At 65.4% G+C, this 23,561-nt stretch carries 27 protein-coding genes and 1 tRNA gene; 11 read left to right on the forward strand and 17 right to left on the reverse strand.

The annotated features are described in order from the left end of the window. Positions 1-255 precede the first annotated feature (255 nt). Both G6N59_RS14655 and G6N59_RS14660 read left to right on the forward strand, forming a co-directional pair. A complete protein-coding gene (locus tag G6N59_RS14655; RefSeq protein WP_163911336.1) occupies positions 256-576 on the forward strand; it encodes a DUF302 domain-containing protein in 321 nt (106 codons plus the stop codon). 117 nt (positions 577-693) lie between these two features. Beyond that, positions 694-1,095, forward strand: a complete 402-nt coding sequence (locus G6N59_RS14660) for a nuclear transport factor 2 family protein (protein WP_138232984.1) — start codon at positions 694-696, stop codon at positions 1,093-1,095. A gap of 51 nt (positions 1,096-1,146) precedes the next feature. Here G6N59_RS14660 and G6N59_RS14665 read toward each other — a convergent pair. The 3 genes from G6N59_RS14665 to G6N59_RS14675 all read right to left on the reverse strand — a co-directional run bounded on the left by G6N59_RS14665 (position 1,147) and on the right by G6N59_RS14675 (position 2,277). Continuing rightward, a tRNA-Ser gene (locus tag G6N59_RS14665) sits at positions 1,147-1,237 on the reverse strand. A gap of 69 nt (positions 1,238-1,306) precedes the next feature. Continuing rightward, positions 1,307-1,762 carry a nucleoside deaminase gene (locus tag G6N59_RS14670; RefSeq protein WP_138232985.1) on the reverse strand — a complete coding sequence of 152 codons (456 nt, stop codon included), beginning with the start codon at positions 1,760-1,762 and terminating at the stop codon, positions 1,307-1,309. Further along, complete coding sequence (locus G6N59_RS14675; protein ID WP_138232986.1) at positions 1,759-2,277, reverse strand: tRNA adenosine deaminase-associated protein; 519 nt, start codon at positions 2,275-2,277, stop codon at positions 1,759-1,761. Before G6N59_RS14675 ends, G6N59_RS14670 begins: the two co-directional genes overlap by 4 nt. Positions 2,278-2,371: 94 nt before the next feature. On the opposite strand from G6N59_RS14675, the gene G6N59_RS14680 reads away from it, so the two are divergent. Next, the gene (locus G6N59_RS14680; protein ID WP_234884454.1) at positions 2,372-3,316 is read left to right on the forward strand and encodes a prephenate dehydrogenase; all 945 of its coding nucleotides are present in this window, start codon (positions 2,372-2,374) and stop codon (positions 3,314-3,316) included. On the opposite strand, the gene G6N59_RS14685 is transcribed toward G6N59_RS14680, so the two are convergent. From G6N59_RS14685 to G6N59_RS14705, 5 genes are read right to left on the reverse strand one after another with little or no spacing between them, the layout of a single operon-like run. After that, the gene (locus tag G6N59_RS14685; protein ID WP_138232987.1) at positions 3,279-3,881 is read right to left on the reverse strand and encodes a putative glycolipid-binding domain-containing protein; all 603 of its coding nucleotides are present in this window, start codon (positions 3,879-3,881) and stop codon (positions 3,279-3,281) included. The two genes, G6N59_RS14680 and G6N59_RS14685, sit on opposite strands and share 38 nt — an antisense overlap. Next, positions 3,878-4,588 (reverse strand): ABC transporter permease, encoded by a 711-nt coding sequence (locus tag G6N59_RS14690; RefSeq protein WP_138232988.1) that lies wholly within the window; start codon positions 4,586-4,588, stop codon positions 3,878-3,880. The genes G6N59_RS14685 and G6N59_RS14690 overlap by 4 nt, the downstream gene beginning before the upstream one ends. Then, positions 4,585-5,229 carry an ABC transporter permease gene (locus tag G6N59_RS14695; RefSeq protein WP_138232989.1) on the reverse strand — a complete coding sequence of 215 codons (645 nt, stop codon included), beginning with the start codon at positions 5,227-5,229 and terminating at the stop codon, positions 4,585-4,587. The genes G6N59_RS14690 and G6N59_RS14695 overlap by 4 nt, the downstream gene beginning before the upstream one ends. Further along, positions 5,214-6,323, reverse strand: coding sequence for an ABC transporter ATP-binding protein (locus G6N59_RS14700; RefSeq protein WP_138232990.1), 1,110 nt, complete (start codon positions 6,321-6,323; stop codon positions 5,214-5,216). Before G6N59_RS14700 ends, G6N59_RS14695 begins: the two co-directional genes overlap by 16 nt. Then, entirely contained in the window at positions 6,320-7,285 is a 966-nt protein-coding gene (locus tag G6N59_RS14705) for an ABC transporter substrate-binding protein (protein ID WP_138232991.1), read from the reverse strand. Before G6N59_RS14705 ends, G6N59_RS14700 begins: the two co-directional genes overlap by 4 nt. Positions 7,286-7,650: 365 nt before the next feature. On the opposite strand from G6N59_RS14705, the gene G6N59_RS31595 reads away from it, so the two are divergent. Continuing rightward, complete coding sequence (locus tag G6N59_RS31595; RefSeq protein ID WP_341871143.1) at positions 7,651-7,782, forward strand: hypothetical protein; 132 nt, start codon at positions 7,651-7,653, stop codon at positions 7,780-7,782. A gap of 152 nt (positions 7,783-7,934) precedes the next feature. Here G6N59_RS31595 and G6N59_RS14715 read toward each other — a convergent pair whose 3' ends face one another. Then, positions 7,935-8,957 (reverse strand): phosphotransferase family protein, encoded by a 1,023-nt coding sequence (locus tag G6N59_RS14715; protein ID WP_138232993.1) that lies wholly within the window; start codon positions 8,955-8,957, stop codon positions 7,935-7,937. A 40-nt stretch (positions 8,958-8,997) separates the two neighbouring features. Further along, positions 8,998-9,606 (reverse strand): histidine phosphatase family protein, encoded by a 609-nt coding sequence (locus G6N59_RS14720; protein WP_138232994.1) that lies wholly within the window; start codon positions 9,604-9,606, stop codon positions 8,998-9,000. Between the two features lie 17 nt (positions 9,607-9,623). Between G6N59_RS14720 and G6N59_RS14725 the strand changes: the two genes are divergently transcribed. Then, positions 9,624-10,382: an SDR family NAD(P)-dependent oxidoreductase gene (locus tag G6N59_RS14725; RefSeq protein WP_138232995.1), complete on the forward strand. Its 759-nt coding sequence runs from the start codon at positions 9,624-9,626 to the stop codon at positions 10,380-10,382. A 1-nt stretch (position 10,383) separates the two neighbouring features. Here G6N59_RS14725 and G6N59_RS14730 read toward each other — a convergent pair whose 3' ends face one another. Beyond that, the gene (locus G6N59_RS14730; RefSeq protein WP_138232996.1) at positions 10,384-11,046 is read right to left on the reverse strand and encodes a TetR/AcrR family transcriptional regulator; all 663 of its coding nucleotides are present in this window, start codon (positions 11,044-11,046) and stop codon (positions 10,384-10,386) included. A gap of 69 nt (positions 11,047-11,115) precedes the next feature. On the opposite strand from G6N59_RS14730, the gene G6N59_RS14735 reads away from it, so the two are divergent. Next, complete coding sequence (locus tag G6N59_RS14735) at positions 11,116-12,561, forward strand: carotenoid oxygenase family protein (RefSeq protein WP_138232997.1); 1,446 nt, start codon at positions 11,116-11,118, stop codon at positions 12,559-12,561. 17 nt (positions 12,562-12,578) lie between these two features. Here the strand turns inward: G6N59_RS14735 and G6N59_RS14740 are convergent, their stop codons facing one another. From G6N59_RS14740 to G6N59_RS14750, 3 genes are read right to left on the reverse strand one after another with little or no spacing between them, the layout of a single operon-like run. Beyond that, complete coding sequence (locus G6N59_RS14740; protein ID WP_138232998.1) at positions 12,579-14,456, reverse strand: alkyl/aryl-sulfatase; 1,878 nt, start codon at positions 14,454-14,456, stop codon at positions 12,579-12,581. Positions 14,457-14,474: 18 nt separating this feature from the next. Beyond that, positions 14,475-14,966, reverse strand: a complete 492-nt coding sequence (locus tag G6N59_RS14745) for a metallophosphoesterase family protein (protein ID WP_138232999.1) — start codon at positions 14,964-14,966, stop codon at positions 14,475-14,477. Beyond that, the gene (locus G6N59_RS14750; RefSeq protein ID WP_138233000.1) at positions 14,944-15,933 is read right to left on the reverse strand and encodes a phosphotriesterase family protein; all 990 of its coding nucleotides are present in this window, start codon (positions 15,931-15,933) and stop codon (positions 14,944-14,946) included. Before G6N59_RS14750 ends, G6N59_RS14745 begins: the two co-directional genes overlap by 23 nt. A 127-nt stretch (positions 15,934-16,060) precedes the next feature. Between G6N59_RS14750 and G6N59_RS14755 the strand changes: the two genes are divergently transcribed. The 3 genes from G6N59_RS14755 (at position 16,061) to G6N59_RS14765 (ending at position 19,968) form a co-directional block, all read left to right on the forward strand. Beyond that, positions 16,061-16,525 carry a hypothetical protein gene (locus G6N59_RS14755; RefSeq protein WP_138233001.1) on the forward strand — a complete coding sequence of 155 codons (465 nt, stop codon included), beginning with the start codon at positions 16,061-16,063 and terminating at the stop codon, positions 16,523-16,525. Positions 16,526-16,702: 177 nt separating this feature from the next. Continuing rightward, the gene (locus tag G6N59_RS14760; RefSeq protein ID WP_163912014.1) at positions 16,703-17,101 is read left to right on the forward strand and encodes an MmpS family transport accessory protein; all 399 of its coding nucleotides are present in this window, start codon (positions 16,703-16,705) and stop codon (positions 17,099-17,101) included. A 68-nt stretch (positions 17,102-17,169) separates the two neighbouring features. Then, on the forward strand, positions 17,170-19,968 hold the full coding sequence (locus tag G6N59_RS14765) for an MMPL/RND family transporter (protein ID WP_138233309.1): 2,799 nt from the start codon (positions 17,170-17,172) through the stop codon (positions 19,966-19,968). Here G6N59_RS14765 and G6N59_RS14770 read toward each other — a convergent pair. Further along, positions 19,965-20,357 (reverse strand): DUF1330 domain-containing protein, encoded by a 393-nt coding sequence (locus G6N59_RS14770; RefSeq protein WP_138233003.1) that lies wholly within the window; start codon positions 20,355-20,357, stop codon positions 19,965-19,967. The two genes, G6N59_RS14765 and G6N59_RS14770, sit on opposite strands and share 4 nt — an antisense overlap. A gap of 89 nt (positions 20,358-20,446) precedes the next feature. On the opposite strand from G6N59_RS14770, the gene G6N59_RS14775 reads away from it, so the two are divergent. Further along, entirely contained in the window at positions 20,447-21,475 is a 1,029-nt protein-coding gene (locus tag G6N59_RS14775) for an AraC family transcriptional regulator (protein WP_138233004.1), read from the forward strand. On the opposite strand, the gene G6N59_RS14780 is transcribed toward G6N59_RS14775, so the two are convergent. Both G6N59_RS14780 and G6N59_RS14785 read right to left on the reverse strand, forming a co-directional pair. After that, on the reverse strand, positions 21,432-22,220 hold the full coding sequence (locus G6N59_RS14780) for an MBL fold metallo-hydrolase (protein WP_138233005.1): 789 nt from the start codon (positions 22,218-22,220) through the stop codon (positions 21,432-21,434). The genes G6N59_RS14775 and G6N59_RS14780 overlap by 44 nt on opposite strands. After that, positions 22,217-22,774: an ester cyclase gene (locus G6N59_RS14785; RefSeq protein ID WP_138233006.1), complete on the reverse strand. Its 558-nt coding sequence runs from the start codon at positions 22,772-22,774 to the stop codon at positions 22,217-22,219. The genes G6N59_RS14780 and G6N59_RS14785 overlap by 4 nt, the downstream gene beginning before the upstream one ends. A gap of 103 nt (positions 22,775-22,877) precedes the next feature. Between G6N59_RS14785 and G6N59_RS14790 the strand changes: the two genes are divergently transcribed. After that, positions 22,878-23,561: a TetR/AcrR family transcriptional regulator gene (locus G6N59_RS14790; RefSeq protein ID WP_138233007.1), complete on the forward strand. Its 684-nt coding sequence runs from the start codon at positions 22,878-22,880 to the stop codon at positions 23,559-23,561.

Genomic DNA, 23,561 nt, shown 5'->3' on the forward strand with positions numbered 1-23,561 from the left:
GCCGCCGCAGGCGCCAGGGCTGACGACGATGTCTTCCCTGGCACCGCGGCCTGCGGCGGCAACCCCGATCGGCGGCGGCCACACTCACGGCGGATGGTCCGACACTGGTATTTCAACTTTGAGTTCCTGGTAGCGCAGTGTCGTCAACGGTGGAAGAGCATGAACGCGATGCAATCTGAGGAACACAGCCGCGACGAAGACCACGTGGTGACAAAGGCCAGTCCCCGGTCAGTCACCGATACCCTGGCCCGCCTGATGACCGAGATCGCCGCACGGAACATGAAGGTTTTCTCCGTCATCGACCACAGCGGCGAAGCTGCCGAGGTCGGGCTCGAAATGCGCGACACCAAACTTGTCGTCTTCGGCAGTCCCCTTGGCGGCACCCCGGTGATGGTGGCCAATCCGCTCGCAGCACTCGATCTACCCCTGAAAATTCTGGTGTGGAGCGACGGGACCGCCACAAAGATCAGCTACACCGCGCCGAGAGCCCTAGCCACTCGGTATCGGCTGACCGCCGAACTGACACAGCGGCTGGCCGGCATCGACGCATTGGCACAGGCAGTGATCGACAACTAGCCGGGCCTCACAGCAACTGGTGAGTCGAACTGCACCGCAATGGCATACGGGTCTGATCGCCGCAGCCTGGCCACGCGGGACATACCCACTGGACCATTCTTCAGGACGGAGTTGCCGATGACCACGATCGCAGCGGTCAACCAGAAACTCGCCCAGATCTTCCACAGCGCGTTGCTGCATCGGGACTGGGATCAACTCGCCACGATCCTGCATTCCGACGTCGCATGGGTCCTCCCCGGCGACAACCACATCTCAGGGGCCGCGGAAGGATTGACCGACGTGCTCGCCCGAGCAGCCTTGATCGCCAGCTACGGACCCAGCTTCACCCTCGAACACGTACTGTTCAGCAGAGACAATTTTGCCCTCGCAATACACAATCAGGCCACCCGCGGCGACCTTGTCCTCGACGAGCACCTGGCCACCGTATGCACCGTCAAGCAGGGCAAAATCAGCAGGATCGAGACGTACCTGTCCGACATCGAGGGCATGGACGCATTCTTCGCCAGTCCCCCGGAATGAGGTGGAGCCCCGAAAGAACTTTCGTTCTCCGGGGCTCCATCACGTACAACGTGGCGGTGGCGGAGGGATTTGAACCCTCGGTGGGGGGTTACCCCACACACGCTTTCGAGGCGTGCTCCTTAGGCCGCTCGGACACGCCACCGTGTGGCAGCTTACCGGCCACACGGTGTCTCGCCCTAATCGGGCTCTGACCAGCTGATCCGGTCGCCGATTACCGCTGGCGCTCGAAGAACCCCTCCATCAACGCCGCACACTCGGCCTCCAGCACCCCACCGCGGACCTCCGGTCGGTGCGTCAGCCTCCGGTCCCGGACCACATCCCACAGCGAGCCGACGGCGCCGGTCTTGGGCTCCCACGCCCCGAATACCACCCGGGCCACGCGGGACATCACGAGCGCGCCCGCGCACATGGTGCACGGCTCGACGGTGACCGCCAGCGTCGCACCCTCGAGCCGCCAGCCGTCGCCGTGTACCGCGGCAGCCGCGCGCAGCGCCAGGATTTCCGCGTGCGCGGTCGGGTCACCCAATGATTCGCGGGCGTTGGCCGCCCGGGCCAGCTCGGCCCCGTCCGCTGAAACAACCACTGCGCCGATCGGAACGTCGTCGGCACCGGCGAGTTCGGCGGCCTCCAGCGCCAGCCGGATCAGCCGTTCGTCGGCGGAGCTCACCGCCCCATCTTGTCCAGCACCGCCACGAGTTCGTCGTTGAAGCCCATCTCCTGGGCGATGCGGCTGAGTTGTTCGTCGGCGTATTCGTCGTCGGCGAGGATGACGCCGAGTACGGCCTCCGGCAGGCCCAGGTCGGACAACAGTCCGAGGTCGCCCTCTTCGAAGGGGTCGTCTTCTTCCAGCTCTTCCAGGCTCAAGTCGGCGTCGAGCTTCTCCAGCACGTCGGCCGCGATGTCGTAATCCAGCGCCGCGGTGGCATCCGACAGCAGCAGGCGAGCGCCGGACGGGGCCGGGCGGACAATCACGAAGAACTCGTCGTCAACGTTGAGCAGTCCGAAAACCGCACCGGCGGAACGGAGTTCACGAAGTTCGGTCTCCGCGGCGGTCAGATCCACCAGCGCGGTGCGCTTCAGCGGGGCGCAGCGCCATGCACCGTCTTCCCGCACGACCGCGACACCGAAGCCGTCGGGGAGATCGGCAACCTGCTGCTGTGCCTGCGCGCGCTGTACTCCCATGCGGACAACGCTAGTCCGCACTCTGCCACTTGACCAGCGGTCCCGTATGTACCCGAACCGGGCCATGTGCCAACCTTGGAAGGTGACGACTCCGGTGTGCGTGCTCGGTTTGGGACTCATCGGCGGTTCGCTGATGCGAGCCGGCCAGGCCGCAGGCCGCGAGGTCTTCGGGTACAACCGTTCGATCGACGCGGTCAAGTGCGCGGCTGCCGACGGCTTCGACGCGACCGACGACCTCACCGCCGCCCTGAAACGCGCCGCTTCGAGTGAGGCCCTCATCGTCCTGGCGGTGCCGGTGCCCGCGCTGCCGATCATGCTCGAACACGTCCGCGACACCGCCCCGGACTGCCCGCTCACCGACGTCGTGAGCGTCAAAGGCAATGTGTTGGAACAGGTTCGGCAGTACGGACTGCTGGCCAACTTCGTGGGCGGCCACCCCATGGCCGGTACCGCGCATTCCGGCTGGGCTGCGGGGACTGCCGAACTGTTCGTCGGGGCACCGTGGGTGTTGAGCGTCGACGACCACGTCGACCCCCACGTGTGGGCACAGGTGATGCAACTGGCGCTGGACTGCCGCGCGGTGATCGTCCCGGCCCGCTCCGACGAACACGACGCCGCGGCCGCCGCCATCTCGCACCTGCCGCACCTGCTGGCCGAGGCGCTGGCCGCGACGGCCGGCGAGGTTCCGCTGGCCTTCGCCCTCGCCGCGGGGTCGTTCCGGGACGGCACCCGAGTCGCGGCCACCGCACCCGACCTGGTCCGGGCCATGTGTGAGGCGAACGCCACGGAGCTGACGGTCATGCTGGACCGCACCCTGGAGCTGCTGAGCCAAGCGCGGTCGTCGCTGGTCGAGGCCCAATCGGTGGCCGAACTGGTCGAAGGCGGCCATGCCGCCCGGGTCCGCTACGACAACTTCCACCGCCCGCAGATCATGACGACGACCATCGGGGCCGACGGCTGGCGCGAGGAACTGGCCGCGCAGGGCCGGGCCGGTGGGGTGATCAGATCCGCTCTGCCAGTCCGGGGTAGCCGAGGATGAATCCGTCGTCGTCGACGGTGATCGAGGTGTCGGCGACAGGCGAGTCCAGCTTGATCGGCTGGCCGGGACCGGCGCCCGTGTATCCGATCGTGACCGGTTCGACCGTCAGATCCGGCACCCGGACGTAGACGACGGGTAGCGACACCGACGCGGTCCGGTGGTGTAGCCCGGTACGGCGGATGGGCAGCGCGTTGAAGAACGGGCTGAAAACGACGTCGACGTCCAGCGCGCCGTTGTAGGCCGCCCGACGGGCCTGGTTCTGGTGATCCTGCACCAGCCACATGTTCTCTTCGTCGCGCGCGATGGACAGCTGCCGCTCGCGCTGCGCGAGAGTGACGGTGAGGGACAGGCGTTTGGTCGCGCCACTCTCGTCGGTGACCAGGTCATAGGACGCGCTGAACGCGGGATGAATCTCGGTGGCAGCGGCCACGATCCGGCCATAGGCCTTGATCCGATTGCCGGACAACTGGACCCGGACCGACTCCATGCGCGATACATCCTGCGCGCGCCAGGTCAGAATCGCCGGCCAGGCGGGTTCGGTGGCATCGGACTGGGCTGCGCTCACCCGTATACCGTAGGCGACGAAGGCCCGCCGTCGTAGTCACGATTGCGACTGGAGGACGGACCGGGCCGCGATGCCCGCCCAGCCAGCGCCAAGGCGGCGTCCAGAGCCAGGGCGAGGACGGCCACCAACAGTGCCCCGACCAGCGCGAGATAGAACTGGCGCACCTTGATGCCGTCGATCAGGAACCGGCCCAGCCCGCCCAGACTGGCGTACGCGGCGACGGTCGCCGTGGCCACCACCTGGAGCGTCGCGGTCCGCAGGCCGCCGATGATCAGCGGCAGCGCGCCCGGTACCTCGGCGCGCAGCAGGACCTGACGTTCGGTCATGCCCATGGCGCGAGCGGCGTCGACCACCACGGGATCGACGTTGGCGATACCGGCGTACGTCCCCGCGAGCAGCGGTGGGATGCCCAGCAGCATCAGGGCGACGGTCGGCGGCAGCAGGCCCAGGCCCCACAGCAGGACGCCGAGCAGCAGGACTCCAAGGGTGGGCAGTGCACGCAGGGCGTTGACCCCGCCCACTACCAGGGCCGTACCGCGACCGGTGTGCCCGACGTACATGCCCACCGGAACGGCGACGAGTGCACTGCACAGCACCGCGATGCCGGTGTATTCGAGATGTTCCAGCATCCGCATGCCGAGCCCTGCCGGACCGGTCCAGTGGGCCGCGGTGAAGATGTAGACCAGGGCCTGGTGCAGGAAGTTCATGCCGGAGCCTTCGCCCGGGTCCACGGGGTGGCCAGCCGGCCGACGGCGAGGATGACCATGTCGACCACCACCGCCAGCACGAAGATCGCGATGATGCCGGCGATGATCTGGTCGCTCTTGTCCGCTTGATATCCCTCGGTGAACCAGGTACCCAACCCGCCGATGCCGATCACCGACCCCACCGACACCATCGAGATGTTCGTGACGGCAACCACGCGTATACCGGCGGTGAGAACCGGAATCGCCAGCGGCAGTTCGACTCTCAACAGCCGCGTGCGTGGCCGATAGCCCACGGCGGTGGCTGCCTCACGGGTGTCCGCCGGCACGGCGTCGAGCGCCTCGGGCACCGTCCGCATCAGCAGTGCCACGGTGTACAGGGTCAGCGCGACGATGACATTGGCCTCATCGAGGATTCGCGTCGGAATCACCAACGGCAGCACCACGAACAGCGCCAGCGACGGGATGGTGAAGACGATGCTGGCCGTGATGGTGCTGACCCGGCGCAGCCGTGGCCGTTGCTGTACATAAGCGCCCAGCGGCACGGCGATGAGCACCCCGATCAGCAGCGGCAGCAGGGCCAGCCGGAGGTGAATCTGCGTGAGCACCCATGCGGTCTCGAGGTGGGTCAGCAAGTATCGCATTGGTGATCTTTACGTTTCTTGACCAATGCCATGACGTCGTCGAGGCTCACGCCGCCGACCACGCGGCCCCGTTCGTCGACCGCAACCCCCAGGCCGGACGGTGACGACAACGCCGAGTCGAGTGCCAGCCGCAGGGTGCCATCGGGCCGGAACAGCGAACCACCCGCGATGGTGCTGTCGTACAAGGACTTTCCGATGCGGTGCAGGCCCACCCCGTGGGCGTTGATCCATGCGTACGGGCTGCCGTCGGCGTTCACCACCAGGGCCCATTGGCCGCCGTCGAGTTCCAACGCGTCGACCGCCGGCTCGGCGACCGTGCGGATGTCGCGGAGCCGGAGTCCGTCGGTGTCACGGAACTGCAGGCCGCGGTAGCCACGGTCGGCACCGACGAACCCCGCGACGAATGCGTTGGCCGGGTTGGACAACAGGCGTTGTGGCGCATCGTACTGCTGCAGGCTGCCACCAGGTCCGAACACCCCGACACGGTCGCCGAGTTTGACTGCCTCGTCGATGTCGTGGGTGACGAAGACGATGGTCTTGCGCAGATCGCTTTGCAACCTGAGGATTTCGGCTTGCAGCTCTTCACGGACGACGGGGTCCACCGCACTGAACGGCTCGTCCATCAACAAGATCGGGGGGTCGGCGGCCAGCGCCCGGGCCACCCCGACCCGCTGCTGCTGCCCGCCCGACAACTGGGCTGGGTAGCGGTCGGCGAGCTTGACGTCGAGCCCGACGCGCTCCAAAACGCCCAGCGCCTTTTTCCTTGCGCTACGGCGGGATTCGCCCTTCAGGACCGGCACGGTGGCGACGTTGTCCACCACTTTCAGGTGTGGCATCAGCCCGGCGCTCTGCAGCACGTACCCGATGCCGAGTCGCAGCCGTACCGGGTCGACGGTGGCAACGTTGGCACCGTCGACGGTCAGTGTCCCCGAGGTGGGGTCGATCATCCGGTTGATCATCCGCATGGAGGTGGTCTTGCCGCAGCCGGACGGCCCGACGAACACCACCAGCGCGCCCTCGGCGATCTCAAGGCTCAGCTCGTCGACGGCGACGGCATTGCCGTAGCTCTTGGTGACCTTGTCGAACGTGATCATCGGCCCACCGGCTTGTCGAACCCGTTGTCCTGCACCCATTTCTTCGCGGCTTGATCCGCGTCGACGCCGCCGTTGCCGGACACCGCGGTGTTCATGTCGATGAGCGCCTTCGTGGTGAGTTTCGCGCTGACGGAGTCCAGCACGGTCTTCAGCAGATCGGACTTCTTCTGCGACGCCACCAGCGGCACCACGTTGGCGGCCAGGAAATTGTGCTTCGGATCGTCGAGCACCACCAGGTTGTTCTGCACGATGGCCGGTGAGGTGCTGAAAATATCTGCCGCGGTGACGGTTCCGTCGACCAAGGCCCGGACTGTGGCCGGTCCCCCACCGTCACTGATGGCGATGAAGTTGGCCGGTGCGATATCGAGGCCGTACTTGGCCTTCAATCCGGGCAGGCCCTCGGTCCGCTGCAGAAACTCCGACGGCGCACCGAATTTCACCTGGGCCGAATGCCCGGCCAGATCACCGATGGTCTTCAGATTCCACTTCTTGGCGGTTTCCGCCGACACTGCCACGGTGTCGGTGTCGGCGGCCGGGGAGGGAGTCAGGATCGACAGATCGCCCGGAAGCGCTCGGGCGAGCGCCAATTCGACGTCATCGGCGGCGGTGGCCGTGGTCTTCGGGTCGAAGTACTGCAGCAGGTTGCCGGTGTACTCGGGGATGAGGTCGATCGAATGATCTTTCACCGCAGGGACGTAGGTCTCCCGGCTACCGATGCCGAACTGCTTGGCGACGGTAAAGCCGTTGGCTGCCAACGCCTGCGCATAGATCTCGGCGATGATCTTCGACTCGGGGAAGTCGGCGGACCCCACCACGATCGACTTGAGATCACCCGAGATGCTGCCCCCGCCGAGGGGATTGGCACTGCCGCACCCGGTCAACAGGACAGCGAGCAGCAGGGCCAGAGCAGCGAGAAGTCGGCGGGGTGCGGCAGCGCGCACCCCGGCTCCCCGAAACTCCATCCGAACGTCCTCTCGGCGTCGTGCACTGAGGCCGACCCTAGCGTTATTCGAAAATTGGTGCCGCAGTTCCCAGCATCCGGGCCCCATAACCGTCAAGATGGACCGTATGAGTAGCGATCACGCGTCGACCCCCGAGCCGACCGGGCCAACGGCCAAGGCCGCACCTAACCCACGCCGAACCGCCGACGCCCGAGTCCCCCAAGTCGGGCTCGTCCCCCGCCAAGGCGCCCAAGTCCGCGGTCAAATTCACCCGTACCGCAGCACTGTGGTCGGCGCTGGTCCTCGGCTTCCTGATCCTCATTCTGCTGCTGGTCTTCGTCCTGCAAAACGGCGATGACGTCACGCTGCGGCTGTTCGGCTGGCAGTTGACGATCCAGAAGGGTGTGGCGATCCTGCTTTCGGCCATCGCCGGCGGTCTGCTGACCTTCGCGGTGGCGAGCATCCGGATCCTGCAGCTCCGCCTGGCCGCGCGAAAGAACCTCAAGGCCGGGCTTTAACTTTCTCCCGCGAGCGTGCGTGTCTGCCCCCGACACGCCGCCCCCGGTGTGCAAAAACGTCATACTCAACGGCTGCGAGCGTGACGCTCCCGCACAAAATTCACGGAGTGTCGCGGACAAACACGCACACTCGCGGTAGTGGGAACCGCGCGCTAGGTGAGGACCGCGAGTCCGGCGGCGATGAGCGGCGCGACGGCTTCCCCGACCGGGTCGTCGTGGCCCGCCGCACCGGCGGCCATCCGGGCGCGGAAGTCGATGCCGGCCGCGATGATCGCGAGCTTGAAGTACGCCAGCGCCAGATAGAACTCCCAGTGATCCAACGACTGTCCCGCGGCGACCGCGTACTTCTGGGCCAGCGCGTCCATCTGCGGAATCTTGTCCGAGGACCAGGCCGCGTCGGCATGCACCATGGAGAACATCGGGTGCCGGTAGACGCACATCAGCGCGGCGTCGGACAGCGGGTCGCCCAGCGTCGACATCTCCCAGTCCAGCACTGCCCGAACCTTGGTGGCATCGACGGCGTCGAGCATGGTGTTGTCGATGCGGTAGTCGCCGTGCACGATCGCGCTGCGGCTCTGCGGCGGCAGCTTCTCAGCCAGCAGGCCGTGCAACCGGCGCACATCAGCATCGCGCGAATCGTCCTGCAGCCGCACCAGATCCCACTGCGAACCCCAGCGCCGCACCTGCCGCTCCAGGTACCCATTGGCCTTCCCGAAGTCCCCGAGCCCGACGGCCTCGGGGTCCAGGGCATGCAGGTCGGCGAGCACCGTGATCAACGCGTCCACACACGCGTTGATGGTCTGCTGGTCCCCCAGCGCGTCGAGCTCGGCCGAGTGCCGAACCACGCGACCGGGCACGAATTCCACCATCTGGAACGGCGCGCCGAGCACCGAGTCGTCGCCCCGCATCGTCACCGGGTGGGCCACGGGCACCGTCGTACCTTCAAGGGCGGCAACGACTTTGTACTCGCGGGCCATGTCATGCGCCGAGGGCGTGAGGCCGTGCAGCGGCGGCCGGCGTAGCACCCACTTGGCGGCGTCGTCGAACACCAGGAACGTCAGATTCGACCGGCCCCCGGCGATCAGCTCGGCGCGTAGCTCACCGGTGCGGGCCACCCCGATCTCGCGCAGATGTCGGTCGAGGGCGGTCAGGTCAAGGCCGTCGAGGCTCGTCACATCTTCTCCCGTCGCTTCGCTCGCCTGCCACCCGACCTGTCTACCACCGCTGGTTGCGCGGCAGCAGGTCCCACACGTGGTCCACGCTGTTCACTCCGGCGACCGCCAACCGGCCGGTGCGCGAGGCCAGCAGCCGAGTGATGCCGGTGTAATCGACCTGGAACGACAGGATGCGCTCGGTCGGCACGATGTCGTGCAGCAGGCCGTTGATCACGCCGCCATGGCTGAAGATCGCGACGGTGTCGTCGGCCTCGGCCTCGCTCGCGATATCCATGACGGCCTCGGTGATGCGGGCCAGGAACGCCTCTTCATCGACACTGCTGGGCAGGTGACCGGTCATCAGCCGGGCCATCTCCTCCGGGCGCTCGGCCGCGATCTGCTCGATCGGGATGTACTGCTCCATGTCCCGGTCGTACTCGGCCAACCGGTCATCAACCTCGATGGCCAGCCCGAGCGCGTCGGCCACCGGCTGACCGGTCTGGATGGCGCGCTTCTGCGGGCTGCTGATCAGCCTGGCGATCGGGTACCGCTTGAGGGCGTCGGGCAGCCGCATCGCCTGCGCGATGCCTTCCTCCGACAGGTCGGGGTCGGCGCCTTCGCCGGGCTCGTTGCGCAGCGGCAGGGCGTGGCGGATCAGAAGCAATTGCACCGTGTCACCATAAAGCCATGGGGTATGCCGACGAACTCTTCGACCTCACCGACCGGGTGGTTCTGATCACCGGAGGCAGCCGCGGGCTCGGCCGGGAGATGGCCTTCGCCGCGGCCCGCTGCGGCGCCGACGTCATCATCGCCAGCCGGAATCTGGAGTCGTGTCAGTCCACTGCCGACGAGATCGTCGCGGCAACCGGACGGGCCGCACTGGCACACCAGGTGCACGTCGGACGCTGGGATGAGCTCGACGGTCTGGTCGATGCCGCCTACGAGCGCTTCGGCAAGGTCGACGTACTCGTGAACAACGCCGGGATGTCCCCGTTGTACGAGTCACTGGGCTCGGTGCCCGAGAAGCTTTTCGACGCGGTGGTGAACCTGAACTTCAAGGGGCCGTTCCGATTGTCAGCGCTGATCGGTGAGCGAATGGTGGCCGACGGCGGCGGGTCGATCATCAACATCAGCTCGTCGGGCTCATTGCGCCCGGATGCCTACATGCTGCCCTACGCCGCCGCCAAGGCCGGATTGAACACGCTCACAGAGGGTTTCGCGAAGGCGTTCGGCCCGACAGTGCGGGTGAACACCCTGATGGCCGGGCCGTTTCTCACCGACATCAGCAAGGCCTGGGGCGAGGATACGGCGGATGCCTTCCGCTCCCTGCCTCTGCAGCGTGCGGGCCGGCCCCGCGAAATCGTCGGCGCCGCACTATTTTTGATGTCCGACGCGTCCAGTTTCACCACCGGGTCCATCCTGCGCGCCGACGGCGGGTTCGCCTAGCTCACAGGTGGCCACTCGCGAGCAGAGCTGCGGCCGCGGTGGCGAGTGACGCGTTGACGCGGTCCCGGTCGTCACCCATTCCGACAAGAAAGTCGACGGTCAGCGGGCCGAGAATTTCGCGGAGGCCATGACCTTCCGTGCCGAAGAACCCCGCCATCTCGAGCGTCACCGCCCCGTGGCAGATACTCCAGATTCGTCCTGCGACAGCGGCTTCGCTGTCACCGCGGATGCGGCCGGCATCGACCATCCGACGTACCGATGCACACAGCGTCTGGAATGACGCGTCGCGCGACGTGGCATGGCCGGTCACCGTCAAATCCGTGCGGCTGCTCGACAGCGAAGCGGGTACCGCGGTACCGAACATCAGTTGGTAGTGCTGCGGATTCTTCAGCGCGAACCGGCGGTAGGCCGCGCCCATCGAGAAGAAGTCCGCCACCGGATCATCGGTGTGCGGTACGGACGCGAGCGCCTCGCCGAACCGGGCGAAGATCTCGGCCGACAGGGCATCGACAACACCGGTCATCGACCCGAAGTGGGTGTACACCACCATGGTTGATGTGCCGACCTCTGCGGCGAGCTTGCGCACGCTCAATGCCTGGAGGCCGTCACGCTCCAAGATCGCAATGCCGGCGTCCACCAACTGCCGGCGAATTTCGTCGCTCACCCTTGCACACCGTCCATAACAGTGTTATACCAGTAACCGCAGCTAATAACACTGTTATGGAGGTTTGGGATGACCAACCGCTATCTGGAAGGCGCGTTCGCGCCACTGCACGACGAATACACCCTGACCGACCTGGCCGTCACCGGCACGATTCCGGACTACCTCGACGGTCGCTATCTACGCAACGGCCCCAACCCGATCGGCGAGGTCGACCCCGAGCTGTATCACTGGTTCATCGGCGACGGCATGGTCCACGGCATCCGCATCCGCGACGGCAAGGCCGAGTGGTACCGCAATCGCTGGGTGCGCGGCCCGATGACGGCGCGCGCACTCGGCGAACCCGCACCCGCCGGGCATTTCGGCCCGTCGGGCATCGGCGCCAACACCAATGTGCTGGGCCATGGCGGCAAGACCCTGGCGTTGGTAGAAGGCGGTCTGGCCAACTACGAACTGACCGACGAGCTGGACACCGTCGGTGTGTGCGATTTCGACGGCACGCTCAGCGGCGGCTACACCGCACACCCCAAACGCGACCCGGAAACTGGTGAACTGCACGCGGTTTCGTACAGCTTCACCCGCGGCAACACCGTGCAGTACTCGGTGATCGGCACCGACGGGCGGGCGAAGCGCACCGTCGACGTCGAAGTGCACGGCAGCCCGATGATGCACGACTTCTCCCTCACCGAGCGGCACGTGATCTTCTACGACCTGCCCGTCACCTTCGACGTCGGCATCGCCACGGAGATGACGGTACCGCGCGCCCTGCGCCTGCCCGCGCGACTTGTCTTGTCCTCGTTGATCGGTCGGGTCAAGATCCCCGATCCGGTGACGGCGCGCCAGCCGAACCTCAACTCCCGGGACCGGCGGATGCCCTACTCGTGGAACCCCAAGTACCCCGCCAGAATCGGCGTCATGCCGCGCGACGGCGGCAACTCCGACGTCCGCTGGTTCGACGTCGAGCCGTGCTACGTGTTCCACCCCATGAACGCCTACGACTCCCCCGACGACAACACCATCGTCCTCGACGTCGTAAGGCACCCGAAAATGTTCGACACCGATCAGCTGGGACCGAACGAGGGATCGCCGACCCTGGAACGCTGGACTGTCGACCTGGGCGACGGCAAGGTCCGAGAAGAACGGTTCGACGACCATCCACAGGAGTTCCCCCGCGTCGACGAACGCTTGACCGGCAAACGTCACCGCTACGGCTACGCGCCGACCGTCCGTGAGGGCGCGGGCGGTAGCGACACCCTGCTCAAGCACGACCTCGTCGGCGGCAACACCGCCACCCGCCACTTCGGCGCCGGGAAAGAGCTGGGCGAGTTCGTCTTCCACCCGTCGTCGGCGACGGCCGCCGAGGACGACGGGGTGCTGATGGGCTTCGTCTACGACGCCGCGACGGACCGCAGCGAGCTGGCGATCGTCGACGCGCAGACCCTCGATGACGTCGCGAGCATCAAGATTCCGCACCGGGTGCCGGCAGGATTCCACGGCAACTGGGTGCCCACCGACTGACGCGTCGACCGGCCCGGCTACGGCGTGATGATGTTGAACGCCGGGTCGGGCCGGTCGATCACGCTCAGCAGCGTCGGTAGCGCCGTGGTGTCACCGGCCACCTCGACACCTGGCGAACTGGTGTCGCCGGCCGCAAAGGCCAAGAGCCGCAACTTGTTCACGAGCGTGACGGTGGCGTGCGCAGTGGCCGGATCGGCAGCGACCCGGCGGTGCACGAGCACTCCGTTCCGCAGCGCCAGCCGGTAGTTCACCGCCACGTCCTGGAACGTCACGTCGATGGCGAGGTTCAGGTCCCAGGCCCGCGGGCCGTTGACGTTGATCGCGAGGGTGTCGAACATCTGGTCGGGGGTGAGTTGCGCCAACATCGACGGTGATGCGGACTGGGTCGGGGTGCCGAACTTGCCGACCCGCAGTTCGGTGGCACCGGACAGGAAGAAGTTGCGCCACACCGCGTTCTCGGCGCCGTAGGCCAGCTGTTCCAGGGCGTCCGCATACAGGTCCCGGGCCGCCGCGTGGTTCTCGTCGGTGAAGATGACGTGATCCAACAAGGTTACCGCCCAACGGAAGTCACCCTCGTCGAACGCGGTCTGCGCCAGCTCGACCACTCGGTCGATGCCGCCCATGGCTGCCACGTAGCGGGACGCTGATGCGGCCGGCGGGTGCTGCCAGAGCCGTCCCGGATTGCCGTCGAACCAGCCCATGTAGCGCTGGTAGACCGCCTTCACATTGTGGCTGACCGAGCCGTAATAGCCGTGGGTGTGCCAGGCCTTCTCCAACGCCGGTGGCATCTGGAAGGTTTCGGCGATCTCGATGCCGGTGTAGCCCTGATTGAGTTGACGCAACGTCTGGTCGTGCAGGTAGGCGTACAAATCCCGTTGCAGCGACAGGTACTCGACGATGTTGTCCTGTCCCCAGGTGGGCCAGTGGTGGGACGCGAACACCACGTCGGTCCGGCCCGAGAACGTGTCGATGGCCTCGGTGAGGTAGCCGGCCCAGCCGTGCGGGTCCCGCACCAGCGCTCCGCGCAGCGTCAGGAGGTTGTGCAGGTTGTGGGTGGCGTTCTCGGCCATGCACAGCGCGCGGAATTGCGGAAAATAGAAGTGCATCTCGGCCGGCGCCTCGGTGCCCGGCGCCATCTGGAACTCGATCTCGACGCCGTCGATCGTGTGCGTCTCACCCGTGACCGTGATATCGACTGTCGGCACGATCAACGCGACCTCGCCCGTCGACCCGACCTGCCCCAGACCACAGCCGACCTGCCCTTGCAGACCCCGGTCCAGCGCAGCCCCGTACATGTAGCCGGCCCGCCGTGCCATTGCCGTTCCGGCGTAGACGTTCTCCTGGACCGCGTGCTGGGTGAAGCCCTCGGGCGCGAGGATCGCGACCTTGCCGGCATCGACGTCGGCCTGGGATGTCACGCCGAGCACGCCGCCGAAATGGTCGACGTGGCTGTGCGTGTAGATCACGGCGCGGACCTCGCGCTCGCCGCGGTGCGCGCGGTACAGCGCGAGGGCCGCGGCCGCGGTCTCGGTGGAGATCAGCGGGTCGATGACGATGACGCCGGTGTCGCCCTCGATGAAGCTGATGTTCGACAGGTCCAGACCGCGGACCTGGTAGATGCCCGGCACCACCTCGTAGAGGCCCTGCTTGGCGCACAGCTGCGACTGGCGCCACAAGCTCGGATGCACGCTGTCCGGGGCGTCACCGCCCAGGAAGCTGTAGGAGTCGTTGTCCCACACCACTCTTCCGTCGGCAGCGGTGACGACGCACGGCTCCAGGGCGGCGATGAAGCCGCGGTCGGCGTCATCGAAATCCCGGGTGTCCCCGAATGGCAGCGAGTGGATGTGCGCGCGGTTGGCAGCGGCGATGGCGGCTGTGGGCGGCTTCTGCTCCATATCCACCACCTTTCCACCTCACAGCGCGTGCAACACCACTTCCGCGAGAACACCGTGGTCAATCGTCGCGGTCATGTACGTGCAGTGCGGCTGACGGCGCCGGTCGGTGGGTGAGCCCGGATTCAACAGCCTCAGTCCCGTACTCGCTGAGCTGTCCCAGGGAATGTGGCTGTGCCCGAACACCAGAACGTCGGTGTCGGGGTACAGCCGGGCCATGCGGGCGTCGCGGCCGGCCGACGCACCGGTCTCATGCGTGACGGTGAGCCGGACGCCGTCGAGCGTCACGTCGGCGCGTTCGGGCAGCCGGGCGCGCAGCTCGGCGCCGTCGTTGTTACCCCAACACGCGACCAGCCGTGTGGCCCGCTGCTCGAGTTCGTCGAGCAGCGCGACATCCACCCAGTCTCCGGCGTGCACCACCACGTCGGCCCGGGCCACCTCATCCCAGACCCGGGCCGGCATGTCCCGGGCCCGCTTGGGCACGTGGGTGTCAGCGATCAGCAACAGGCGCATCGCTGAAATACCGGCGCGGGTTGTCCACCAGCATGGTGGTGATCTGTTCGTCGGTGACGCCACGTCGCCGCAGTGCAGGCAGTGCGTCGTCACTGATGTGTGTCAGTTTCCAGTTCGGCACCGCAGCCAGTTTTCCCTCGTGTGAGAACCAGTCGATGAAACACGCGGTGTCGTGCGCCAGCACCATCTTCTCGGCGTAGCCGCGCTTGGCCATCGCTGCGACGGTGTCGACCCGCTGCTCGAACGGCAGCAGGATGTCGAGTCCGAACCGGTCCATGCCGAGGTAGGACCCGGCGTCGGCGAGCGTGCACAGGTAGTCCAGATCCGTGCTGTCCCCGGAGTGTCCGATGACCACCTTCGTCAGGTCGACGCCCTCCTCCGCGAAAACCCGCTGCGCGACGAGACCGGAGCGGCCGTGTGCGTCGGTGTGCACGGTGATCGGTACACCGGTCTGCACGTGCGCCTGACCGACCGCGCGCATCACCCGCTCCACACCTGGCGTCAGCCCCTGGCGCTCGATGGCGCATTTCAGGAACGCAGCCCTGACCCCGGTGCCACCGATGCCCTCGCGAATGTCTCTGACGAACAGCTCGACCATGGGCTCCGGGGTGTCGAAGAGCAGGCCCGGGCCGTTGTGCAGGAATTGGAACGGCACGTCGTTGTAGGTGTAGATGCCGGTCGCCACGATGATGTTGATGTCGACCTGCTCGTTGATCCGCTGGATGCGCGGCAGGTAGCGGCCCAGGCCGATCACCGTGGGGTCGACGATGGTCTCGATACCCCGCGATTTGCATTGGCGCAGTTGGTCTATCGCGTCCGCGACGCGGACCTCCTCATCCCACGGCGACGGATAGTCCGGGAAGTTCTGCCGGATTTCGTCGCCCAGGATGAACACATGCTCATGCATGAGCGTGGCCCCGAGTTGGTCGACTGGCAACGGGCCCCTGACCGTCTGCACGTGCGTCATCACCGCCAGTCTGTGCCATCGATGGTCCGGCATCAAGACCTCATGTCAATCGAGTTGACACCAGGCGCGCATTGCCAGTTAGCTGAGGTAACGTCCCGCCCATCCAGAACTGCGAAGGAGTGCTCGAATGGATTGGAACTTCCTCGGCACCGACTGGCACCTGTTCGGCAAGCTGGCCGACGTCGCGCTGTTGACTTTGCTATTCGGCGCAACGGTGATGTTCTTCTATATCCAGCGCCTGCGAAAACAACCGCAACTGCCGATGGCGGAGGACGTTCGGGCCAAGCAGACGGTGCTGGGCAAGGTACGCAAGCGCCAGCCGATGACGGCAGCGGAACTCGAGTACGCCACCCAGGTGATCGACAACCAGCGGACGTTGTTGACCTTTGCGATTCCCCTCACGATCTTCTCGCTGGGCTGCTTCTACGTACTCGGCAGCTTGGAACAGTTGCACGGCGCCACGCCATCGGAGCGCACCTTCCTCGGCATCATCGCAATGCTCTCGTCCATCAATGTCACCACCCAGATCTTCCGCGTGATCAAGCTGAAAAGGCGTCTCCCCCAGGTGACCCTGATCGATTCTGGGAATTAGCTGGACGCTCTCACCACTCCTTTTCGCGCTGTGGAATATCTCAAATTCCCCCGTTGTCGATTGACTGATAGCGTTTACGCCGACTCATCTCAATCTAATTGATATATGACGTCCCTGTCGAAAGGTGATCGAGTGAGCCAGCGCTCTGCCGGTAGACGGTTTCTTGCCCGCGCCTGGATGCCGGTGGTCGCCCTGATCGCGATCGGCGTCGGGGTCCTATGCATGGTGAAAGTGCACGAGTTCTCCGAGCCAGGACCCGTCCTGGCCGTCAACCCGCCGCAGGCGCCACCGGAGTTCACGCCGAAGACACTCACCTATGAGGTGTTCGGCAACCTCGGCTCGGGCGGCCTGTTGTCCTACATCGACATCAGCGGCCACCCGCACACGGTCGACCTAACCGAACTGCCGTGGTCGCATACCGAGACCACCACGCTCACCGTGGTCTCCGGCAGCATCTCGGTCCAGGTGCACGGCGGTAGCGTCGGCTGCCGAATGAAAGTGAATGACGTTGTCCGCGACGAACAATCCGACGATCACGGCAACGCCGACGTCGCCTGCCGGGTGAAGTCCGCGTGACCGACACCGACACCGCCCCGATCACCCGGCCCGCACACAGCGCGCCAAAGCGGCCCTTCGTCCCCAGAATGGTTCGCCTGCTGGCGATCCCGATCATCGTCTTCTGGGCTCTGCTCGCGGTGGTCACGAACACCTTCGTGCCGAAAATCGAAGACGTCGCCCAGGAACTCGCCGGCCCGATGGTGCCGACCTACGCACCGTCGCAGGTGGCGATGCTGACCATCGGCAAGGAATTCCACGAGTCCACCTCGACCAGCCTGACCATGCTGGTGCTGGAGGCCGACCGTGGCCTCACCGAACAGGACCGCGACTACTACGCGGGCCTGGTCCGCACGCTCAAGGCGGACAGCACTCACGTGCAGTACGTCATGGACACCTGGGGCAAGCCGATCACCGCAGCCGGCGCGCAGAGCCTCGACGGCAAATCCGCCTACGTCCTGCTCCGCCTGGCCGGTGACATCGGGCAGATGGAGGCCAACAACTCGGTCAACGCCGTCAGGCACATCGTCGACACCTCCAATCCGCCTGCCGGACTGAAGGTTTACGTCAGTGGCGCGGCGCCGCTCGCCGCCGACACCGTCCTGATCGCCAACTCCAGCCTGAACAACATCACCATCGCGACGATGTTCCTGATCATCTTCATGCTTTTGCTGGTGTATCGCTCCGTCGTCACGATGCTGGTGCCGTTCTTCGGGGTGATCCTGCTGATGCTGTCAGTCAAGGGCGTGATCTCCGCGTTCGGGCACTACGGCGTCATCCCGTTGTCGTCCTTCGCCACCAACATGGTCATCTCACTGACCCTCGGCGCGGGCACCGACTACGGCATCTTCCTCATCGGCCGATATCACGAAGCCCGCCTGGCCGGCGAGAGTCGTGAAGACGCGTATTACACCGCCTACAAGGGTGTTTCGCACGTCATCGTCGGCTCCGGACTGACCATCGCGGGCGCCTGCGCATGTCTGACGTTCGCCAGGCTCAACTACTTCCACACCATGGGTCCCGCCGTGGCGGTCAGTATGTTGATCACCATCGCAGGCGCGCTGACCATCGGACCGGCGCTGCTCAGCGTCGGCAGCCTGTTCGGCCTCTTCGACCCGAAGCAAGCGGTCAGGGCAAAGCTGTACCGCCGCATCGGCACCGCCGTCGTGCGGTGGCCCAAGCCGATCCTCGTGGCCAGCGTCGCGGTCGTCTCGGCGGGCGCGGTGTTCGTCCCGACGTACCGGGTCAGTTTCGACGATCGCACCTACCAGCCGTCAGATGCCCCGGCCAATCAGGGATTCCAGGCCGCCGACCGGCACTTCCCCAAGAGCAAGCTGTTCAGCGAGATGCTGATGGTCCAGGCCGACCACGACATGCGCAACTCGGCGGACTTCATCTCGCTGGACCGCGTGGCGAAGGCGCTGATTCGGCTGCCCGGCGTGGCAATGGTGCAGAGCATCACCCGCCCCATGGGCCGGGCCCTCGAGCATGCCTCCATCCCTTACCTTTTCACGACGCAGGGCAGCGGCAATGGCCAGCAGTTGCCGTTCACCCAGCACAACAACGAGAACACGGCGAAACAGGCCAAGATCACCGCGCACAGCATCGAGGTGCTGCAGAAGACGGCCGATCTGACCCAGCGACTCGCCGACGAGTTGCACAACACGGTGTTGACCCTGGAGGACATGGAGCAGGTCACCAACGACATGCGTGACGCGGTCGCCAACCTCGACGACTTCATGCGCCCGCTCCGTGCGTATTTCTATTGGGAGCCACACTGTTTCGATATTCCGGTGTGCTGGTCGTTCCGGTCGCTGTTCGACGTGATCGACAAGGTCGACAACCTGGCCGCCGACATCGGCAAGGCAGTCGGCTCGTTCCAGGTGATCGACAGCCTGATGCCGCAGATGGTCTCACTGCTCCGGCAGACGGTGTCCGACAATCAGGCACTACTGGCGTTGATCGTCAACAACTACGGCCCCACCGATATTCAGAACAAGAACACCGACCAGACCTTCGACGACATGATCAACGTCGGCAACGACTTCGACGCGTCACGCAGTGACGACTTCTTCTACATCCCGCGCGAAGCGTTCGACAACGACGACATCAAAACCGGTATGGCACTGATGATGTCGCCCGACGGCCATGCCGCGCGCTTCATCGTCACCCACGAGGGCAATGCGATGGGGCCAGAGGGCATCGAGCACGTCGAACAGTTCCCCGACGCGATCAAGATCGCGCTCAAGGAAACGTCGCTGGCCGGGTCGAAGATCTACATCGGTGGCTCGGGGTCCAACAACAAGGACATCCAGCTGTACTCGAAGAACGACCTGATGATCGCGGCCATCGCGGCCTTCGTCCTGATCTTCCTGATCATGATGATCATCACCCGATCCCTGGTGGCCGCCTTGGTCATTCCCGGCACCGTGGCCTTCTCCTATGCCGGCGCCTTCGGGTTGTCGGTGCTCATCTGGCAACACCTGATCGGCCTCCATCTGCATTGGCTGATCCTGCCGCTGACCTTCATCGTGCTGGTGGCCGTCGGCTCGGACTACAACCTGCTGCTGGTCGCCCGACTCAAAGAAGAAATTCACGCCGGTCTGAACACTGGACTCATCCGCGCGCTGGGCAGCACCGGTGGTGTCGTGACATCGGCCGGTCTGGTGTTCGCGTTCACCATGCTGGCCATGCTCTCCAGCGATCTGCGCACCATCGGCCAGATGGGTTCGACCGTCTGCATCGGTCTGCTGCTGGACACGCTGGTCGTCCGGTCCTTCATCGTGCCGTGTCTGGTGCGGCTACTGGGTCCGTGGTTCTGGTGGCCGACATTCGTCCGGCAGCGGCCGCTGCAGCCGTACAAGCCGGGCGTGATGATTGAGCACTAGCTCGCCTGATCAGCGAGCGACCACATCGACGTGGCGATCAGATCGCCCCGGTCGAGCGCTGCGGCCCGATGCTCGTGGACCTTGGCGTACTCGTCGGTGGTGACCATCTCGATAAATGCTGCCGGCGTGGGGTATTCGACGATCAAGATCGCGTCCCACCAAGGTTGTTCACCGTCGCCGATGACGACCGCGGGCGCGGTGCCGCCGTAGACGACGCAGGCACCGACGCGCTCGAGGTGCGGGGCCACATCCCGCCCATATTGCAGGTAGCGCTCGATCCCTCCCGGCTTCTTGAACTGCAGCAGATTCACCATCACCACCGGAGCATCGGTGGGCCGCGCCATCAGGGTCGCGAACTGTTCGGGTGTGGTTTCTACCGTGGTATTCATTCGAATCTCCTTGATGTCGTGGTTCACGATCCCGCGCCGACCCCGCCGCAGTCTTGACACTTCACGACGAATCTTTGACATTTAGTGCCATGTCCGTGGTACGAGGAACGTCGCTGTCGAACTATCCGCGGCTGGTACGTGAATTGGGCGGCGATCCGCTCGAACTGCTGCGCTCTGCCGGCATCCGGCCCGAAGACGTCGGCATGTATGACCTCTTCGTACCATTCCGAAGCGTGGTCGCGGCGGTTGAATCAGCCGCAACCGCGACTGCGACACCGAATTTCGGGCGCTTGCTCGCTCAGCGCCAGGGCATCGAGATCCTCGGGCCCGTCGGCGTCGCAGCGCGGACTACGGCGACCGTCGCGGATGCCTTCACCATCTTCGAAAACTTCATGGCCGCCTACAGTCCGGCGATTTCCGCGACCGTTACGCCGCTGGACGACCCAACGCGAGCGTTCTTTGAGTTCCGTTTGTTGCTCGACGGGTCGCCGCCGATCCCACAATCGATCGAGCTGACGCTCGGAGTCGCACTTCGGGTACTACGACTCATGCTCGGCGCCGACTACGCGCCGTTGGATGTTCATGTCCCTCACGAACCGCTGACCGCGGAAGCCGACTATCGCACATACTTCGGCTGCACAACGTACTTCGCCTCGGGGACAGCCGGATTCACCTTGTTGACCACAGACCTCGCACAGCCACTCGACCATGATCAGCTGGCGAATCAGACTGCCGTGCAATACCTCAAGCTGATCACCGCCCGCGACTCACGAATCTCTCAGTCGGTGCGCACGATGGTTCGCCAGCTTCTACCGACCGGTACTGTCACGGTGGAGCTGATCGCCGCCCAATTCACTATGCATCCACGAACCTTGCAGCGCAGGCTGACCGACGAAGGATTGCCATTTCGCGAGTTACTGGACGACGTCCGTCGCCAAACTGCCGAGCGCTACCTTCGCGATACCAGCATGACGCTGTCCCACCTCACTCGCGAACTGGGCTATGCCGAACAGAGCGTCCTGACCCGATCTTGCCGCCGATGGTTCGGCACCGGGCCGGCCGATTACCGCCGAGCTACCCGGCTGCCCGCCGGAACAGCTGCGGGTCGTGAGCGTTGACGATCATCAGGTCCGGTTGGCCGGCGGCCCAAAGTTCGCTCAGGCGATGATGATTGGCCTGAACCTTCTTCCAGTCGAAAGCGACAGAGCGTTCCATCAGCCGCAGTGCACGCGGCGCGGTGCCGCTACCGTCGAGCTGACCATGGTGATAGAAACTGTCGCCGACGTGCAGTATCCAGCGATTGCCGGCATCGACCGCGACCGCGGCGTGCCCACGCGTGTGGCCGGGCAGGCTGATCAGGACGATCCCGTCGGCGATCTCGGACAGTTCCTTGGCACCGGCGAAACCGCGCCAGGACTCCGCCTCCGCGGGCGAGTGCTCGACGAGGATCGGGCCGTGCGCGCGCCCGGCCGGCAGGTACCGCTGCTTCTCCACCAAGGTCTTCGGGTGCAACGCGGCGAATACCTCACCGTTGGTGAGATGCACTTGAGCCCAGGGAAAATCGGCCAGACCGCCGACATGGTCTGCGTCGAAGTGGGTCACGACGATGTGCCGGACGTCAGTGGGGTCGAACCCAAGTCTGCGAATGTGATTGATAGCGGCTTCATTCGGGTCGAACACCGGGCGCACGTAGAAGCGCGCCGGACCGAAACGACTGGCGGGCGAATCGGCGTCCTGCAGCCCCAGACCGGAATCGACGAGCACCAGACCGCCTGGCGTTTCCACGAGCAAGACGTGGCAGACCAACCCGTCGGGAACGAAATGCGGTCGCATCGTGCCGCAATTCAGGTGGTGGACCCTCATGCCAGGTCGGCGGGCGGGGTGTCGATGAGCCGGACGTCGGGCTGACTGGACATGGCCAGCAAGCCTCGCAGCCCCCGGACGACCGTGGGCCAGTTTCGCGGATCACGCAGATTCAGGCCTCCCACAAGCTGTTTCAGCATCGTGAGCGTGTCGAAGTAGATGCGTTCGGTCACCAGGTTCTCGTTCTCGTCGAAGACGAAGTACGCCGTCATCCGGGTGCGGTGGCGCGAGCCCGTGGCCGGGATGCCGCCCAGCGGGCCGAGATGCGTTCCGAGTAGCCAGAATTCGACGATCACCGCATCAGCACTGTGGCGCAGCGCGATGATCTCGTGGTCTTGATCAGGGAATGCCACCCGGGTGTCGCGATAGTAGCCACGCACGTCGGCGTCGCCGTCGTGGACCGTCAGCGTCGGAATGATCTCGTAGTGCGGATGCGGGAACGTGGCCAGCACGCCGCCCCAGTCCTGGCGGACCTCATCGTGAAAGTGGTCCAGGACAAGCTTCTCGCGAGCCTGCAACACCTCGAGGGAAGGAATATCGAAGCGCAGCGTCATGCGCCCTCCTGTTCAAACGATGGATTATTTCCACACCGTGGGATTAAGCCAGGTTAATCCCACGGTGTGGAAATTTGCAAGAGTCTGGGCGAGAATGGGGCGCATGAACGCGGTCACGCCGGCACCACGACGCGGACGACCGCCAAAAGCCCTGGCACAGCTGACCCGAGCGGCGATTCGCGAGGCAGCGCTGACCGTGATCGACGATGACGGCATCGCCGCGGTGAGCATGCGCTCGGTCAGCCGACTACTCGGTGTCGACGCGAAAAGCCTGTATCACCACGTCGCCGACAAGGACGATCTACTGGACGCCGTCGCCGAACATCTGCTCGGGCAGCTGCGGCCGCCGACACCCACCGGCGAACTGCGGACGGATCTGACGGCCCTCGCCTACGAATTTCGGCGGGTGACACTCGCACATCCCGAGGCCGCGACTCTCGTGTTGACCCGGCAGATGTCGACGTCGGCCGGACTCGCACCCGTCGACGCCCTGCTGTCGATACTGCGCCGGGCCGGCGCCGCCCCCGAGCAAGCCGTGCGACTCACCCGCGCACTTGTGGCGGCAGTCGTCGGGATGCTGCTGCGCGAGGTGTCGGCCGGCCCCACGTTCGGCAGCGCGAACCCCGCGGACATCGCCGCCCGGCAGGCGGAACTCCAAAGTTCCTCATTATCGGAAGTCGTTGCGTGCGCACCTTTTCTCGCCCGATTCGATCGGGACAAAGAATTCGCAGCGGGTGTGGATCTGGTGGTGGATTTCGTCGCGTTCCGGCTGGCGAACCTGACATAG

The organism is Mycolicibacterium aubagnense (assembly GCF_010730955.1).
Lineage (GTDB): Bacteria > Actinomycetota > Actinomycetes > Mycobacteriales > Mycobacteriaceae > Mycobacterium > Mycobacterium aubagnense.